Genomic DNA, 17,104 nt, shown 5'->3' with positions numbered 1-17,104 from the left:
GTCCTTATTGCACCGCAAATTGGCGGCGAATTTTACGCATTAACAAAAATAGCCAAGGCCACAAAATACCGTTAACTACACTACTCCAGAATACTTCTGGGCGGAATGAAACATTAATCACTAAAAACTCAGACCAGAACACCACGACATCCATGGTGAGCGAAAGCAGCATCACGATGAGTGCCTGCTGCCACAGTGCCATATTGCGGAATAGTTGAAACTTAAAAGCGACCAGATAAGCAATAATACTGAGTGCCAGCGCCCGGACCCCAAGTGTTGAACCCAAAATAAGATCCATAATCAGCCCGAGAACAAAGCCAGTGCCAACATTCACACGGTGGGGTAATGCCATCACCCAATAAATTAATACCAATGCCAGCCATGACGGTCGGAACATATAAATTTGTTCCGGCCACGGCATAATTTGCAGCACCATGGCAATCAGGAAGGATAACCAGATAACCCAACGGCCATTGCTGCTGTAACGGTTCATGGCGATACTCCCGGTGCAGTCACTGCTGTTGGTGTGGCGGTTGTAGCGGCCGATGGTGCCGGTGGCCCCATAGCATCTGCGGCAGGCAGCACTTGTGACATCATCGGAGCCAGTCGTTCATTGGCTACGCGGCGAACTTCATTTGGCGGCAATGGCATCTCGCCATTACGGTCGGCCCCCCACAATAACAACAAGTAGCGTAGGCGCTGTAAATCAGCGGTTGGTCGAGCCTGAATCACGGTATAAGCCCGCTGATTATCAACTTTGACAGAAGAGACCACCGCGACCGGATAACCTTCAGGGAAACGTCCACCTAACCCGGATGTCACTAATACATCACCCACGCGAATATCTGTATTGCTGGGTAAATGCTCTAGTAATAAATCATCGGTACAGCCACTCCCTGCGGCAATCACACGAATATCATTGCGCAGCACCTGAATAGGTAGCGCATGGGAGGCATCACAAATTAATAATACGCGGCTGGTTAGTTTACTCACCGCGACAACCTGGCCGACCACACCCCGGTCACTAATAACCGGCTGGCCTTCGTATACCCCGTTGTTAGAACCTTTATCGATAACCACCTGATCACTGTAAGGATCTGTCCCGCTGGACATCACCTGCGTGACCATTTTTTGTTCATCCTGACGCAAAGGAGAACCCAGCAATTCACGTAAGCGGTTATTTTCCTGCTTAAATTGCCCGAGCAACTGAAGGTCAGTATTTTTAAGCAACAACTCTTGGCGTAACGCACGGTTTTCCAACTCTAGCTGTTCACGGGTAGCCAGAGTTTCAGAAACGTTGTCGAGAACTTTGCGTGGCCCATTGGCCAGAAAATAGAAAGGGCTAACGGCAGTGTCCATATAGGTACGTATTTTGACAAACGTGCCCAATCGGCTATCAGCGATAACCAAAACAATGGCTGCAAGAACGGCAAAGAACAGTCGCAGTTGCAGGGATGGACCCCGGCTAAAAATCGGCTTCATAAATTATGCGTATTCCTCGACGACAAAAGGAGGCGCTAAATCGGACGAACTTATCCTTCTTACGTTGAGTAAGCTGGATATCGATTCATCTGATCTAGTTCTCCTCCTTTTTGGCTGACTATTATTCTTCGCTGAACAAATCGCCGCCATGCATGTCGATCATTTCCAACGCTTTGCCACCGCCGCGAGCGACGCAGGTCAATGGATCTTCTGCCACCACTACCGGAATACCGGTCTCTTCCATCAGCAGGCGGTCCAGGTTACGCAGCAATGCGCCACCACCGGTCAGCACCATACCGCGTTCAGAGATGTCAGAGGCCAATTCTGGCGGGCACTGTTCCAGCGCAACCATTACCGCGCTAACGATACCCGTCAGCGGCTCTTGCAGCGCTTCAAGGATCTCATTGGAGTTCAGTGTAAAGCCACGAGGTACACCTTCAGCAAGGTTACGACCGCGCACTTCAATTTCCAGAACTTCATCACCCGGATAAGCAGAACCGATGCTGTGCTTGATACGTTCGGCAGTCGCTTCACCAATCAATGAACCGTAGTTACGGCGCACATAATTAATGATCGCTTCATCAAAGCGGTCGCCACCGATACGGACAGAAGAAGAGTAAACTACGCCGTTCAGAGAGATAACGGCCACTTCTGTGGTACCGCCACCAATATCCACAACCATCGAACCGGTTGCTTCAGAAACCGGCAGCCCGGCACCAATGGCCGCAGCCATAGGCTCTTCAATCAAAAACACTTCACGAGCGCCAGCGCCCTGAGCGGATTCACGGATCGCACGGCGCTCAACCTGAGTAGCCCCGACCGGTACGCACACCAATACACGCGGACTTGGGCGCATAAAGCTGTTGCTGTGAACCTGCTTGATAAAGTGTTGCAGCATTTTCTCGGTAACAAAGAAATCGGCAATAACGCCGTCTTTCATTGGGCGAATAGCTGCGATATTGCCGGGGGTGCGCCCAAGCATCTGTTTGGCATCATGGCCCACAGCCGCAACGCTCTTCGGTGAACCGGCACGATCCTGGCGAATAGCAACCACTGAAGGTTCATTCAGTACAATGCCTTGTCCTTTAACATAAATAAGGGTATTGGCGGTACCCAAGTCGATGGACAAGTCGTTGGAAAACATGCCACGAAATTTCTTAAACATAACGAAAGGATAATCCTGCAAGCTGGGGGCGGAAAATAAAATCCGCCTACTTTACCAACCACACGAAGCAGCGACAAGGCGCAAAAACGTCCTGATTCGGTGAAAAAGTAGCTGCGTTGTTGACATCTCGTCCCATCACGAACCCATGTCGCTTGAAAAGGTTGAATAAACCCTCGGCACAACACAGATTCTGCGTAACGACCGGCGTAACACAGCACATAAAATCTAACATTTAACCTGATTCTCGTCGGAAGTAAGCGCCCACCAACGATTTACGGAAATGACTGGCACATTCTACGTTAATTTTTGCTCAACGATCAGGCTAAACATACTCCTAATACGAATATTTTTTCTTTCCGGGGTTTAAAAGTGTTGGCGGAGCAAAAAAATTGCCCTGTCCACCATAAATCCCCTTATCCTTCAGCGTTTGCCATTCTTCACGGGTAAGCACTCCTGCGGCAAAAACTTTTGTATTCGTCCCTGCACTGGCACCGGTCAGACTTTCCACAAACAACTGATTTTCATAACGTAAATTAATGCTTCTTACTAACCCAGGATGAAGTTTAATCATTTCAACCCGCAGTGATTTGATGTAAGAGGTGCTAACAACCGTTAATCCGGCCTGCGACACCATCACCTTGCAGCCCACGCCGAGCAATAAACGCATCATCGGACGGATTTGGTCGATATGTTGACACACATCTGCCTCTGCAAGTTCAAAGATAATGCGCTTTCTATCAGACGTTCTGCACTGTAAGAGCGTATCACGCAGCCAACGCTGGAAAGAACGCTGCAATAATGAATCAACGCAGATAGAAAATGCCAGAGTTTCGTCCGGCCATAAAGCTAATAACGGAATTATCCGATCAATTTTTTGACGGTCATAACGCTCAGCCAGACCGAGCAACTGCACTAATGGTGTAAATTCAGCAGCCAACAACTCTTGCTCACCATCATATATACGGCTGATTATTTCACGGTGATGAATTTTACCGTCAACAGTAATCACCGGCTTCTGATAAAGCCTTGGCCCGCCGTTAGCCAGCGTCTGCTCCAGCAAAGTGCGCCATTTGACACTACCACGCCCTTTTTCTGACACTTGAGTATCGAATACATACCAGCCATTCCCCCCATACATCGCCGCATTTTTAGTCGCTTGTCCAGCATTATCCATAATCTGTTCAACGGACTCACCACTGCGATACGCCACAATCCCCATATGCAGCAATGATTCGCGGTCAATAACATGGGGTTCAGGTAACGCCCCGACCGCATGAACCAATTGGGCAGCCATAACATCGGCATCTTTCAGCGTCTTATGGGGCAGCAAAATCGCGATATCACTCTGATGGTAACGCGCTAATAGTGCAGAGGGATGACGAGCAACAAAAGAAGAAAGCAGGTTAATCAACGAATGCATCAGTTCTTGTACCTGCTGATGGTCATCCGTATCATTTAAACTATCAAAATCAGGCAACTGCACCATTATTACTACCCCATGGGCGCCCTCTTCCTCCAATTGGGTAGTCAGTTGATTATCAAAAAACTGGCGATTACTGAGACCGGTTTTGGCATCTCGGGCGGCAAAAGCGCGAATCAGTGTATCAACACGGTTACGCTCCTCCCTCACCTCTATCAATTCGGCCAATAGCCGATCAATGGCACGACTGGCGCAAGGCGGCCATTCATGTCCGTCGCTACTGATAGCATATTCACGTTCGCCGTTAAGAATACGCCTCGCTCGGCGCTCCAGTTTTTCCTGGCCTGCGGTCTGATCACGCAACCAGCGAAAACTTAGCAGTAGCATCATGGCAATCACCACAACCACCAGCGATAAAATAGCCGCAGCGTAAAGAGAGCGGGCGTAGCTGCTCAAAGGGTCAATATAGGTGAAATGCATCGAAGCCCCGGGTTGATGCAGCATCGGTACCACCAGGTTGCGGTGCCTACTTTCGCTATTCCAGGGTGTATAAATTGCAGGGAGCTTGAGATGATATAGCGTGTTGGCTTGATCCTGAATGCTGAGCTCCACCACACCAACTGTTCGCATCATAATAGGCAGCCACTCTCGCGCTTTATCCGCCGGTTGCAGCAGAAGCGACTGATCATAAGCTGTCACGATACTTTGAAGACGATGCTCCATTTTTTTCTGGCACAAATAGAAGAAACTTACCGTGCTACCCAGTAGCACTAAGCACATAGCCGAGACGACCAGTAGCGTCATAAACGCAGAAAGTTTGGTTGTAAATCGCATCCCTTAGCCTTGCGAAGCGCAATTAAGTGAAGAAAAGCCCTCATTTCCCTTGAGGAGCACACTATATGACAAAAATAGGCTATAAAACTGACTTTTTACTTCATAATGCGACAATAACACAATATTTTCGCCCCTTTCCCTGATGTTCGATTAGTCCCTCTTCAAAGGATAGCCATGATAAAAATCAATGAATTGATTTTTGTTCTTGATCAGGCTCGAAGGTTGCTGTTACCGCTATATTAGCTCACTCTTAACCCATCCCTTTTTTGAATTATCCACACTATTTATACCCAACGTTATTGGCGTTGCAGAAAAATATATCGGGAGAGTGATACATGCGAGCACTTGTACTTGAGCAAATTGAAGGCCGTACTGTCGCCGAAGTGCGTGAAATATCGCCCTCGCAATTGCCAGCCGGTAATGTCACGGTTGATGTCAATTGGTCCAGCCTGAATTATAAAGACGCGCTAGCCATCACCGGTAAAGGGAAGATTATCCGCGAATTCCCTATGGTTCCGGGCATTGATTTTGCTGGCACGGTTCACAGCAGTGAAGACCCACGTTTTCATATCGGTCAGTCAGTGTTACTGACCGGCTGGGGGGTGGGCGAAAATCATTGGGGCGGTTTAGCCGAGCAAGCGCGTGTTAATGGCGACTGGCTGGTCCCCATGCCTGAAGGATTGGAACCCCGAAAAGCCATGATTATCGGTACCGCAGGGTTCACTGCCATGTTGTGCGTCATGGCTTTGGAAGACGGCGGTGTCACCCCTGAAAGCGGCGAAGTGGTGGTCACCGGTGCCAGTGGTGGCGTAGGTAGCACCGCAATTGCCTTACTGTCGGCGCTCGGTTACCAGATTGCGGCGATCTCAGGTCGTGACAGCAACAGTGACTATTTGAAAAGTCTCGGGGCGCATCGGGTGCTCTCTCGCAATGATTATCTTGAAGCGTCGCGCCCACTGGAAAAACAGTTGTGGGCTGGTGCAATCGATACTGTCGGTGACAAATTGCTGGCCAAAGTGCTGGCACAGATGAATTACAACAGCACCGTTGCCGCCTGTGGCTTGGCGGGTGGCTATACTCTGCCCACCACCGTGATGCCATTTATTCTGCGCAACGTGCGCTTGCAGGGCGTGGATTCGGTGATGACACCTCAACCGCGCCGCCAGCAAGCCTGGCAGCGGCTGCTGAAAATCTTACCTGACAGCTTCTATCAGCAGGCATCACAATCAATCACACTAGCAGATGCTCCAACTATCGCCGCACGCCTGCTGGCGAATGAAGTTACTGGCCGGACGTTGGTTAAAGTTCGCTAATTATTGATTTTGCAAAAGTCACCGGGTGGATATTGTTATCACCCGGCCCTATCACTCCGCTCTCAGAAATTTCATATTTTTCCCAGCAGCCTCGCACTTGTGTCCATAAGCCGCCATGATTAATACCATAACGGTCAGTATGACTCCCCTGCCCAATGGAGTAGGTCTATGCACAACTTTTTCTCTCATTCAAAAAATAGTCTTCGTGGTAGCAGTACCAAACCACGCAAGCTGACCGAAGCTGACATCACGCCAGAAAGTATTTTCTATCAGCGCCGCAAGGTGTTGCAGGCGTTGGGGATCACGGCGGCGTCACTGGCCTTGCCCACCGCGGCACAGGCCGACTTGTTAGCATGGTTTAAAGGCAATGATCGCCCTAAAGCGCCCTCAGGTAAGCCACTGGAGTTTACCAAATCAACGGTGTACCACCCGGATCTGGCGATGACACCGGAAGAGAAAGTGACTGGTTACAATAACTTCTACGAATTTGGTCTGGATAAAGCTGATCCTGCCGCCAATGCTGGCACGCTAAAAACTGAGGGTTGGCAGATACGTATCGACGGTGATGTGGCTAAACCAATGACACTGGATATCGATGACCTGATAAAACGCTTCCCGCTGGAAGAACGCATTTATCGTATGCGCTGCGTCGAAGCCTGGTCCATGGTGGTGCCGTGGATTGGTTTTGAGTTAGGGAAACTGCTCAAGCTGGTTGAACCGACCAGTAATGCCCGCTATGTCGCATTTCAAACGCTGTATGCACCGGATCAGATGCCGGGACAGGAAGACCGTTTTATTGGTGGCGGGCTAAAATATCCGTATGTCGAAGGCTTACGACTGGATGAAGCTATGCATCCACTCGCCTTTATGACTCTGGGGGTGTATGGCAAAGCCCTGCCACCGCAAAATGGTGCCCCGCTGCGGCTTATCACACCGTGGAAATATGGTTTTAAAGGGATAAAATCTATCGTTCATATTCGCCTGACCCATGATCAGCCGCCCACCACTTGGAACCTCAGTGCGCCTAACGAATATGGTTTTTATGCCAATGTGAATCCCCATGTCGATCATCCGCGTTGGTCGCAAGCTACTGAGCGCTTTATCGGCGCCGGCGGTATCCTTGATGTGCAGCGCCAACCTACTCTGCTGTTCAACGGTTATGCGGACCAAGTTGCATCCCTCTACCGTGGCTTGGATCTGCGGGAGAATTTCTGATGCGCCTGAGTCTACGGCAGATTAAAGGGTTAAAAGTGGCTATCTGGCTGGCAGCAGCGCTGCCTTTGCTGTGGCTTATTTTATCGGTTAATCAGGGTTGGCTCAGTGCCGACCCCGCCAAAGATATTCAGCATTTTACCGGCCGCATGACACTGAAACTATTGCTAGCCACTTTAGTGGTCACGCCGCTGGCGCGTTATGGTAAACAGCCCCTGTTGATCCGCTGCCGCCGGTTATTAGGCTTATGGTGTTTTGCCTGGGGAACCCTGCATTTAGTCAGCTACTCCTTGCTGGAACTGGGGCTGAGTAATATTGGCCTGCTGGGGCGCGAGCTGGTCACCCGCCCCTATCTGACATTGGGAATTATCAGTTGGTTATTGTTACTATCACTGGCCGCCACCTCCACCTTATGGGCGCAACGGAAAATGGGACCCAACTGGCAAAAACTGCATAATTTGGTGTATGTTGTCGCCATCCTTGCGCCAATTCATTATCTTTGGTCGGTGAAAACGCTTTCGCCACTGCCGATTATCTACGCCGTGGCGGCGGTTATATTGCTGGCACTACGCTATAAAAAATTTCGGCAATGGTGCCGTTAGTGGCCGGAACTTATCATGATTCTCCCCGTCATAAATAATGCTGAACGCACAGTTCGCACTCTTTTCTATTGAATATCTTCGCTGATAAGACCAGTATTTAGCTGCTAATTGCTACGATATCATTATAATGCCCGACCTTAGTGCCGATCGCAGTGTCAAATTCGTCGTAAAAAGGTGACAAATCGGTGACATCAGGTTATTTTTTACGATGATGGACTAATTGCCGGAGATACCAGCACAATGTCGGATAAGTTGCACATTTTGCTTCTGAATGGCCCTAACCTGAATCTGCTTGGAACGCGTGAACCGGAAAAGTACGGTTACACTACATTGGCTGAGATTGTCAGTCAGTTAGAGGCTCAAGCCCAGGGATTGGATGTGGCGTTGTCTCATTTGCAGTCAAATGCAGAACACGCGCTGATCGATAGAATTCATCAGGCACGGGGTAATACCGATTTTATCCTGATCAACCCAGCAGCGTTTACGCATACCAGCGTGGCACTGCGTGATGCATTGTTAGGTGTACAGATCCCGTTTATCGAGATCCATTTATCTAACGTGCATGCCCGGGAGCCTTTCCGTCATCATTCATATCTCTCTGATATTGCAGTTGGCGTAATCTGTGGACTTGGCGCAGATGGCTACAACTTTGCTTTACAGGCAGCGGTAAATCGCTTGTCAAAATCCAACTAATGCAACACACAAAGAGTACGGAATCACACTCATGGATATTCGTAAGATTAAGAAACTGATCGAACTGGTTGAAGAGTCCGGCATTTCAGAGCTGGAAATCTCAGAAGGCGAAGAGTCAGTACGTATCAGTCGTGCTCCCGCCGCACCAAACTACCCAATGATGCAACAGCCATATGCTTTTGCTGCACCACAGCAACAGCCCGCACTGGCTGCCGCCGTTGCACCAGCACCTGCTGAAGCGGCTGCACCAGCAGCAATCAGTGGCCATATCGTGCGCTCCCCAATGGTCGGTACCTTCTACCGCACCCCGAGCCCGGATGCTAAAGCCTTCATTGAAGTAGGTCAGAAAGTTTCTGCTGGTGACACTCTTTGCATCGTTGAAGCGATGAAAATGATGAACCAAATCGAAGCAGATAAATCCGGTACTGTAAAAGCCATTCTGGTTGAAAACGGTCAGCCGGTTGAATTCGACGAGCCTCTTGTCGTCATCGAGTAACGAGGCGTTCCATGCTTGATAAAATCGTAATCGCTAACCGTGGTGAGATTGCGCTGCGTATCCTGCGAGCTTGTAAAGAGCTGGGGATCAAAACTGTGGCAGTTCACTCTACTGCGGATCGTGATCTTAAACATGTGTTATTGGCTGACGAGACTGTTTGTATTGGTCCCGCACCTTCTGTTAAAAGCTATCTGAACATCCCGGCAATCATTTCTGCGGCTGAGATCACCGGCGCGGTGGCTATTCACCCCGGCTATGGTTTCCTGTCTGAAAATGCTGATTTTGCCGAACAGGTAGAACGTTCAGGTTTCATCTTTATCGGCCCACGTGCCGAAACTATTCGCCTGATGGGTGATAAAGTTTCAGCAATAAGCGCGATGAAGAAAGCTGGTGTACCTTGCGTACCTGGCTCTGACGGCCCATTGACTGACGACACTACCAAGAATAAAGCCTTTGCCAAACGTATCGGTTACCCGGTCATTATCAAGGCATCAGGTGGTGGTGGTGGTCGTGGCATGCGTGTGGTTCGTCATGATAAAGATCTCGAGCAGTCCATCAACATGACCCGTGCGGAAGCCAAAGCGGCTTTCAATAACGACATGGTTTATATGGAAAAATACCTTGAGAACCCACGCCATATCGAAGTTCAGATTTTGGCTGACGGTCAGGGTAATGCTATCTATCTGGCTGAGCGTGACTGTTCTATGCAGCGCCGCCACCAGAAAGTGGTTGAAGAGGCACCAGCACCGGGCATCACCAGCGAATTGCGCCGTTATATCGGTGAGCGCTGCGCGAAAGCCTGTGTAGAGATCGGCTATCGTGGTGCGGGGACTTTCGAGTTCCTGTATGAAAACGGCGAGTTCTATTTCATTGAAATGAACACCCGTATTCAGGTTGAACATCCGGTTACCGAAATGATCACCGGTGTCGATTTGATCAAAGAACAACTGCGTATCGCTGCGGGCCAACCTCTCTCCATCAAACAAGATGAAGTGAAGGTACACGGCCACGCCGTGGAATGCCGTATCAACGCCGAAGACCCGAATACCTTCCTGCCAAGTCCGGGTAAAATTACCCGTTTCCATGCGCCGGGCGGTTTTGGTGTGCGTTGGGAGTCTCATATTTACGCCGGTTATACTGTGCCACCATATTATGACTCCATGATCGGCAAGCTGATCACTTACGGTGAAAACCGTGACGTGGCGATTGCTCGTATGAAAAATGCGCTGGCAGAACTCATTATCGACGGTATCAAAACTAACGTTGAGTTACAGCTGCGCATCATGAACGACGAAAACTTCCAGCACGGTGGCACCAATATCCACTATCTGGAGAAGAAACTCGGGTTACAAGAAACCTGATATTTCGCCTTTCATGCTGTTAGTCTTTTATATCAAGGCCGGTTAATCACCGGTCTTTTTTCTTTTGAGACTTTATTTCGACTTATCTATCTGAAGTTATTGGTGTTGTAGTCAAGCGGCAATCTAATGAAATCCGATAAGTTAATTCGGATGGGTGAGAGCGGCTAACAACGCTGTAGCGCCAAGTACGAAGGTATTATTACCCACAGTAATTGGTGTGACAGCCAGGCAGCAAACGAACACATCCCGATGAGCTGACTCACGTCAGTGATTCGGGTGGGTGAGAGCGGCTAACAACGCTGTAGCGCCAAGTACAAAGGGTATGGGGAGAACTATGGAAACAAGATTTATACAAGCCCACAAAGAAGCGCGCTGGGCCTTTGGTTTAACATTGGCTTATTTGGCGGGCTGGATATTGACTGCGTATTTGCCCGGTAATATCCCTGGTATGAGTGGCTTGCCAGTTTGGTTTGAAGCCGCCTGTATTGCACTGCCACTGGTGTTTATTGTGTTGTGCGCTCTGATGGTGCGTTTCGTCTTCCGCGATATTCCGTTGGAGGATGAGAATGCAAACTGATGTTGTCCTGCCATTAGTGGGCTATCTGGCAATGGTATTTGGCTTATCAATTTATGCCTATACCCGCCAAAAAACCGGAAGTTTTCTAAACGAATACTTTATCGGCAATCGCTCGATGGGAGGATTCGTACTGGCAATGACCCTGACCGCCACTTATATCAGTGCCAGTTCATTTATTGGCGGGCCGGGTGCTGCCTATAAGTATGGCCTTGGCTGGGTGTTATTAGCGATGATCCAGTTACCTGCGGTCTGGCTGTCGCTGGGTGTTCTGGGCAAGAAGTTTGCCATTCTGGCGCGCCGCTATAACGCTGTAACCCTCAACGATATGCTGTATGCCCGCTATCAGAGCCGATTGCTGGTGTGGCTGGCCAGTATCAGTTTGTTGGTGGCGTTTGTCGGTGCCATGACCGTGCAATTTATTGGTGGTGCACGTTTGCTGGAAACTGCGGCAGGCATTCCTTACGATACCGGCTTATTAATATTTGGTATCAGTATCGCGTTATATACCTCTTTTGGTGGTTTCCGCGCCAGTGTATTGAACGATGCCTTGCAAGGGCTGGTGATGTTGATCGGCACTATTTTGCTATTGGTTGCAGTGATCCATGCCGCAGGCGGGCTGCATAAAGCCGTCGATACACTACAACATATTGATCCAGCGCTAGTTTCACCGCAAGGTGGTGACAAGATCCTTGATTTGCCGTTTATGGCCTCGTTCTGGATCCTGGTGTGCTTTGGCGTGATTGGCCTGCCACATACTGCCGTGCGCTGTATTTCGTATCGTGATAGCAAAGCGGTACATCGTGGCATTATCATCGGCACCATTGTGGTCGCCATCCTGATGTTCGGCATGCATTTGGCTGGCGCATTGGGCCGGGCTATCCTGCCGGACCTGAAGATCCCCGATCAGGTGATCCCGACACTGATGATCACCGTGTTACCGCCCTTTGCTGCCGGGATCTTTCTGGCGGCACCCATGGCGGCGATTATGTCGACCATCAATGCCCAGTTGCTGCAATCTTCTGCAACCATCGTGAAAGATTTATATCTCAATCTGTGGCCGGAAGAGTTGAAGAATGAACGCAAGTTGGCGCGTATTTCCAGCTTATCGACGCTTATTCTGGGGCTGTTACTGTTACTTGCTGCCTGGCGGCCGCCGGAAATGATTATCTGGCTGAATCTGTTGGCCTTTGGTGGTCTGGAAGCGGTATTCCTCTGGCCATTGGTGCTGGGGCTGTACTGGGAGCGCGCCAATGCTCACGGAGCCCTTAGCTCTATGATTGTCGGTGCGGTATGCTATACGGTATTGGCCAGTTTCAATATTAAGATAGCTGGCCTACACCCGATAGTGCCGTCGCTGGTGCTTAATCTGCTGGCGTTTTATATCGGTAATCAGTTTGGCGACAGGGCTAGAGCGCGACAGCCCGTGGTAGTTAGCGCTGATTAGAAACGATTAATTTATATCAGCTCAATTATATACCCAATAGATTTCAAGATGCAGGAAGGCGGCAAGCGAGGGCATCCCGATGAGCTTACACAGTCAAGTGATTCGGGTGGCGTGAGCACAGCCAACCCCCTGCGACTTGAAAGATGAAGGGGATTGAGCTTTTGAGAGAAAAGTTATGCCTTGGATTCAACTAAAATTAAACACCACCGGCAATCAGGCCGAATCCCTTGGGGACGCATTGATTGAAAGTGGCGCGGTGTCAGTTACGTTTCAGGATACCCACGATAATCCGGTGTTTGAGCCGCTACCAGGCGAAACTCGACTGTGGGGCGATACTGATGTGATTGGCCTGTATGATGCTGAAACGGAGATGGCCGCAGTGATCGCCATGCTGGAATACAACCCGCAACTCGGTAAAGGCTTTATCCATAAGATTGAGCAGTTGGAAGATAAGGATTGGGAACGTGAATGGATGGATAATTTCCATCCGATGCGTTTCGGTGAGCGCCTGTGGATCTGCCCGAGCTGGCGTGATGTGCCGGACCCAACCGCGGTCAACGTGATGCTGGACCCTGGTTTGGCATTTGGTACCGGTACCCATCCAACCACCGCATTGTGTCTGCAATGGCTCGATGGCCTCAGCCTGGACGGTAAAACTGTTATCGACTTCGGTTGTGGCTCTGGCATCCTGGCAATTGCAGCGCTAAAACTCGGTGCAACGCGCGCTATTGGCATCGACATCGATCCGCAGGCCATTCAAGCCAGTCGTGATAACGCACAGCGTAACGGCGTTTCAGAGCGTCTGGAGCTGTATCTCGCCAAAGACCAGCCAGCAGACTTATCTGCTGATGTGGTGGTCGCCAATATTCTGGCAGGTCCCTTGCGCGAACTGGCGCCACTGATTAGTGTACTACCGGTAACCGGCGGTCATTTGGGTCTGTCCGGGGTACTGGCGACCCAGGCGGAGGGCGTCGCACAGGCTTACGAGGATAAGTTCACCCTCGATCCAGTGGCAGAGAAAGAAGAGTGGTGCCGTATTACCGGTATCAAGCGGTAAACGCGCAAAAACCGACGCCCCTGCCAGGGCGGTTAAACCTTAGCAGGGGGCCATCACATCCCTTGCTGAGTTAGCATTTCTGGCAATCGACCACACTCTCTTTTTAATCAAAATGGGAGGTCTGACTCATTTCCATCTGTGCTTTATCATTGATTTGATGAATAAATCAGCACTTTCGACCAGGCAGATGTAGCATAACTAGTCGATAATTGTGATGTTTAGGAGAAAATTCTGAAGCGCACAAATTAATCAATTTTAGTTAACGCTATGTTATATATGGATAAATAATTAATTAGCACAGCTTGGCGGGTATTTTATCGCTCTTTTTTCATCAATTGGTCAAAGTTTGGCCTTTCATCTGGGCGCAAAAATGCGTAATATACGCGCCCTTACGGACACAGTGTGGTCATTCTTTGTCTATGCGTATTGGACACTTCCAGCTTACAAATTGCCTGATTGCCGCCCCGATGGCTGGTATAACAGACCGCCCCTTCAGAGCGCTATGTCATGGCATGGGGGCTGGGATGACGGTATCTGAAATGCTCTCCTCGAATCCCGAGGTCTGGCGGACGGATAAGTCGCGTTTGCGTATGGTTCATAGCGATGAGCCTGGGATTCGTACCGTGCAAATTGCCGGTAACGACCCGGATGAGATGGCAGCAGCAGCCAGAATCAATGTGGCTAATGGTGCACAAATCATCGATATCAATATGGGATGTCCGGCCAAGAAAGTGAATCGCAAGCTGGCAGGTTCTGCATTATTGCAACATCCTGATTTGGTTAAACAAATCCTCTCCGCAGTGGTTAATGCGGTAGATGCGCCAGTAACGCTGAAGATCAGGACGGGTTGGTCGACCGAACACCGTAATTGTATAGAAATTGCCCAACTGGCCGAAAATTGTGGTATACAAGCCCTGACGATTCATGGCCGAACCCGTTCTTGCCTGTTTAATGGTGAGGCGGAATACGACAGCATTCGGGCAGTTAAGCAGATTGTTTCCATTCCCGTTATCGCGAATGGCGACATCACTGACCCGCATAAAGCCAGAGCGGTGCTCGACTACACTGGGGCTGATGCTCTGATGATAGGACGTGCCGCTCAGGGAAGACCTTGGATCTTCCGGGAAATCCAGCATTATCTGGACACTGGGGAGCTGCTGCCACCGATGCCACTTGGCGAAGTGCAGCGCTTGTTAAACGGGCATATACGGGAATTGCACGACTTTTATGGTCCAGGCAAGGGATTTCGTATTGCACGTAAGCACGTCTCTTGGTATCTCCAGGAGCACGCCCCTAACGACCAGTTTCGGCGCACATTCAACGCCATTGAGGATGCCAGCGAACAGCTGGAGGCGTTGGAGGCATATTTCGAAAATCTTGCGTAAACAGAAAAAAGAGCTGACAGAACTATGTTCGAACAACGCGTAAATTCTGACGTACTGACCGTTGCAACCGTAAATTCACAAGATCAGGTGACTCAAAAGCCTTTGCGTGACTCGGTTAAACAAGCACTGAAGAACTATTTTGCTCAACTGAATGGTCAGGATGTGAGTGACCTGTATGAGTTGGTACTGGCTGAAGTTGAACAGCCATTGTTGGACATGGTGATGCAATACACCCGTGGCAACCAAACCCGCGCTGCCCTGATGATGGGCATCAACCGTGGCACGCTACGTAAGAAATTGAAAAAATACGGCATGAACTGATACTAGTCAGTTAAGTTGTTGTTTAAAAAGGCGTACTCCACACGGAGCGCGCCTTTTTTATTACGCAATCTCTACCCGATTGCGCCCTTGCTGTTTCGCTCGATATAGGGCTTCATCTGCCAGTTTGAGCGAATCTTCCAGCACACCCTCGCCATTCCAGTACGCCACGCCTAGCGAAATCGTAATGGGACGAATGTCCGATATCACCATCTTTTCTACATTTTGACGCAGCCGGTTGGCGACCTGTGTGGCCACATCCAACGTAGTACCCGGTAGCAACATCAGGAACTCCTCCCCTCCGCTACGACACAAGATATCCGTGTCACGGGAGCTATCGCGGATTTGGACTGCCAATTGCTTAATAACCTCATCACCAACGTCGTGGCCGTAAGCGTCATTAATCGACTTAAAGTGGTCAATATCCAGTGCAATAACCGAAAAATGCTGCCCAAGTTGTGAGATAGGCTCGAGGGTGATGGCCAATCCACGCCGGTTAAACAGGCCAGTCATGGGATCAGTTTGTGCCTCAAACTTCAATTTACCGATTTTCTTTTGCAACAAACTGATGCCAATCAATAGCGCCCGTTTGAGTTGGGTCGATTCGAAATACCAGGAAGGAATTTCCTTGATGCTGCTGGCAATATCGGGCTTATCCATATGGTTGGCACTGCCGGCGAGCAACCACAGCGGGCGGGCAATTAACCGGGATAACAGCCAAACACCCAGCAAAGTGAGTAGCGCCAATGGCGTGATATGACCAAGCCCTTTTAGCATTAAACCTTCCAGTGGCTTCAACGTTGACGCTTCGGGCCGTAAGGTAATGATTTCCCAACCGGAGGGTTCGACAATGGCATAGCCCGCCAGCATCGATTCGCCGCTAGTACTGGTAACCATCAAGCTGCCGTTAGTGGAGGTTTTTATCGCTTCCGTGATGGGCTTAGGTTCAAGTATTTCCCCGATACGGCTGGTATCTTGGTGATAAAGGATGCGCCGATCGCTGTCGAGCACCACGATATAGGAGCCATCACGATAATAATGCTCACCCAATAGCTCATTTAAAATACTTTGCTTGCGCAGGTAAATAGTACCGCCGATATAACCGCGATAACGTCCATCCGGCGTAAAGATGGGGGTCGAGATATTGATAACCAGATTATTTGCTGCCGATACATAAGGCTTACTAATTACCGGGCGACGTAGTTTTAACGCCTCCACTGACCCTGGTGATGTCAATACGTGACCTAATAACTGGAAATTGTCCGGGGATGTTGCGCGGATAACACCATGTGCATCCGTTATTACCACCGAGTTAAAACTATCGGTTTGGTATTTTAGCCGTGCGGTTTCCGCTTGCAGCACCTCATGATCATCAAAATTCTTGGCGACAATCATACTGCTGTAATGCAGTTGCTTTTGCGCGCTTCTCAGGAAAATATCCGTACTGGATGCCAGTTTAGTCGCATAAACACGGTTGGCTTCGAGTGTGTTATCAATCAGTAGCTGCCGCTGTACCCGATAACTGGCATAGAAACTGTTCGCAAGCGTCACAAAAGCGCTCATTACAGCTAGAATAAGGATTAGTCGACCTAAGTCGAGGCGGAAAATTTTGGCAGCAAGAATAGAGCGTAGCAAGACAGCCTTCCTGAGTCGATAAATGACTATGTTTAGCATGACGGTAACATGAAAATAAGGCGAGAATCCGCCTATATGTACACTGCTATCATATTTATCTCCTCAGATTA

General features: G+C 49.6%; 16 protein-coding genes. 11 read left to right on the top strand and 5 right to left on the bottom strand.

Annotation, left to right across the window (positions count from 1 at the left end; all coding sequences use genetic code 11):
* Positions 1 to 4: 4 nt before the first annotated feature.
* The 4 genes from mreD to csrD all read right to left on the bottom strand — a co-directional run bounded on the left by mreD (position 5) and on the right by csrD (position 4,901).
* Entirely contained in the window at positions 5 to 493 is a 489-nt protein-coding gene (gene mreD, locus Q2T71_RS20900) for a rod shape-determining protein MreD (RefSeq protein ID WP_032814839.1), read from the bottom strand.
* Positions 490 to 1,482, bottom strand: a complete 993-nt coding sequence (mreC, locus tag Q2T71_RS20895; RefSeq protein ID WP_372560393.1) for a rod shape-determining protein MreC — start codon at positions 1,480 to 1,482, stop codon at positions 490 to 492. Before mreC ends, mreD begins: the two co-directional genes overlap by 4 nt.
* A gap of 121 nt (positions 1,483 to 1,603) precedes the next feature.
* The gene (mreB, locus tag Q2T71_RS20890) at positions 1,604 to 2,647 is read right to left on the bottom strand and encodes a rod shape-determining protein MreB (RefSeq protein ID WP_002228205.1); all 1,044 of its coding nucleotides are present in this window, start codon (positions 2,645 to 2,647) and stop codon (positions 1,604 to 1,606) included.
* A gap of 334 nt (positions 2,648 to 2,981) precedes the next feature.
* Positions 2,982 to 4,901, bottom strand: coding sequence for an RNase E specificity factor CsrD (gene csrD, locus Q2T71_RS20885; protein WP_372560392.1), 1,920 nt, complete (start codon positions 4,899 to 4,901; stop codon positions 2,982 to 2,984).
* 335 nt (positions 4,902 to 5,236) lie between these two features.
* On the opposite strand from csrD, the gene Q2T71_RS20880 reads away from it, so the two are divergent.
* The 11 genes from Q2T71_RS20880 (at position 5,237) to fis (ending at position 15,362) form a co-directional block, all read left to right on the top strand.
* Entirely contained in the window at positions 5,237 to 6,214 is a 978-nt protein-coding gene (locus tag Q2T71_RS20880) for an MDR family oxidoreductase (protein WP_372560391.1), read from the top strand.
* A 168-nt stretch (positions 6,215 to 6,382) separates the two neighbouring features.
* Positions 6,383 to 7,429 (top strand): protein-methionine-sulfoxide reductase catalytic subunit MsrP, encoded by a 1,047-nt coding sequence (gene msrP, locus Q2T71_RS20875; RefSeq protein WP_372560390.1) that lies wholly within the window; start codon positions 6,383 to 6,385, stop codon positions 7,427 to 7,429.
* Positions 7,429 to 8,028 carry a protein-methionine-sulfoxide reductase heme-binding subunit MsrQ gene (gene msrQ, locus Q2T71_RS20870; protein WP_372560389.1) on the top strand — a complete coding sequence of 200 codons (600 nt, stop codon included), beginning with the start codon at positions 7,429 to 7,431 and terminating at the stop codon, positions 8,026 to 8,028. The genes msrP and msrQ overlap by 1 nt, the downstream gene beginning before the upstream one ends.
* 240 nt (positions 8,029 to 8,268) lie before the next feature.
* Positions 8,269 to 8,721 carry a type II 3-dehydroquinate dehydratase gene (aroQ, locus tag Q2T71_RS20865; protein WP_083162188.1) on the top strand — a complete coding sequence of 151 codons (453 nt, stop codon included), beginning with the start codon at positions 8,269 to 8,271 and terminating at the stop codon, positions 8,719 to 8,721.
* Positions 8,722 to 8,752: 31 nt separating this feature from the next.
* A complete protein-coding gene (accB, locus tag Q2T71_RS20860; protein ID WP_004701474.1) occupies positions 8,753 to 9,217 on the top strand; it encodes an acetyl-CoA carboxylase biotin carboxyl carrier protein in 465 nt (154 codons plus the stop codon).
* 11 nt (positions 9,218 to 9,228) lie between these two features.
* Positions 9,229 to 10,578, top strand: coding sequence for an acetyl-CoA carboxylase biotin carboxylase subunit (gene accC / locus Q2T71_RS20855; RefSeq protein WP_083162186.1), 1,350 nt, complete (start codon positions 9,229 to 9,231; stop codon positions 10,576 to 10,578).
* Between the two features lie 334 nt (positions 10,579 to 10,912).
* Positions 10,913 to 11,155 carry a YhdT family protein gene (locus Q2T71_RS20850; RefSeq protein ID WP_372560388.1) on the top strand — a complete coding sequence of 81 codons (243 nt, stop codon included), beginning with the start codon at positions 10,913 to 10,915 and terminating at the stop codon, positions 11,153 to 11,155.
* Positions 11,145 to 12,599 carry a sodium/pantothenate symporter gene (gene panF / locus Q2T71_RS20845; RefSeq protein WP_372560387.1) on the top strand — a complete coding sequence of 485 codons (1,455 nt, stop codon included), beginning with the start codon at positions 11,145 to 11,147 and terminating at the stop codon, positions 12,597 to 12,599. The genes Q2T71_RS20850 and panF overlap by 11 nt, the downstream gene beginning before the upstream one ends.
* 175 nt (positions 12,600 to 12,774) lie before the next feature.
* Complete coding sequence (gene prmA / locus Q2T71_RS20840) at positions 12,775 to 13,656, top strand: 50S ribosomal protein L11 methyltransferase (RefSeq protein WP_372560386.1); 882 nt, start codon at positions 12,775 to 12,777, stop codon at positions 13,654 to 13,656.
* A gap of 419 nt (positions 13,657 to 14,075) precedes the next feature.
* Positions 14,076 to 15,041 (top strand): tRNA dihydrouridine synthase DusB, encoded by a 966-nt coding sequence (gene dusB / locus Q2T71_RS20835; protein WP_083162177.1) that lies wholly within the window; start codon positions 14,076 to 14,078, stop codon positions 15,039 to 15,041.
* 24 nt (positions 15,042 to 15,065) lie between these two features.
* Entirely contained in the window at positions 15,066 to 15,362 is a 297-nt protein-coding gene (gene fis / locus Q2T71_RS20830; RefSeq protein ID WP_002210061.1) for a DNA-binding transcriptional regulator Fis, read from the top strand.
* 60 nt (positions 15,363 to 15,422) lie between these two features.
* On the opposite strand, the gene Q2T71_RS20825 is transcribed toward fis, so the two are convergent.
* On the bottom strand, positions 15,423 to 16,982 hold the full coding sequence (locus Q2T71_RS20825) for a sensor domain-containing diguanylate cyclase (protein ID WP_372560694.1): 1,560 nt from the start codon (positions 16,980 to 16,982) through the stop codon (positions 15,423 to 15,425).
* Positions 16,983 to 17,104: the final 122 nt, after the last annotated feature.

It is taken from the genome of Yersinia sp. 1652 StPb PI, from assembly GCF_041538345.1.
Lineage (GTDB): Bacteria > Pseudomonadota > Gammaproteobacteria > Enterobacterales > Enterobacteriaceae > Yersinia > Yersinia enterocolitica_E.
This window is presented reverse-complemented; position numbering and strand designations above follow the sequence as displayed.